Genomic DNA, 381 nt, shown 5'->3' on the forward strand with positions numbered 1-381 from the left:
CTGATCTTGAATACAATGTCATCAAGGTTGGAGACAAGCGTTATGTAGTGGCGGCTGAACTGATCGAAAACGTAGCGGAGGCATGCGGCTTTGAAAATCCTGAAGTTGTCGCATCATATAAAGGCAGAGAATTAGAATACATCACTGCAGAACATCCGCTGTACGGCAGAGATTCACTCGTTATGCTCGGTGACCACGTCACAACCGATGCCGGAACAGGCTGTGTTCATACTGCCCCGGGCCACGGGGAAGATGACTTTATCGTCGGCCAAAAGTACGGCTTAGAAGTGCTGTGCCCTGTTGATGAAAAAGGAAACATGACCGACGAAGCGCCGGGCTTTGAAGGAATGTTTTACGATAAAGCCAATAAACCGATCACGG

At 48.8% G+C, this 381-nt stretch carries 1 pseudogene; it reads left to right on the forward strand.

The window, feature by feature from the left end:
* Positions 1-381, forward strand: a pseudogene (gene ileS, locus SB660_RS19185) (isoleucine--tRNA ligase); the annotation flags it as partial.

Source organism: Bacillus sp. SIMBA_005 (assembly GCF_046535585.1).
Taxonomy (GTDB): Bacteria; Bacillota; Bacilli; order Bacillales; family Bacillaceae; genus Bacillus; species Bacillus pumilus.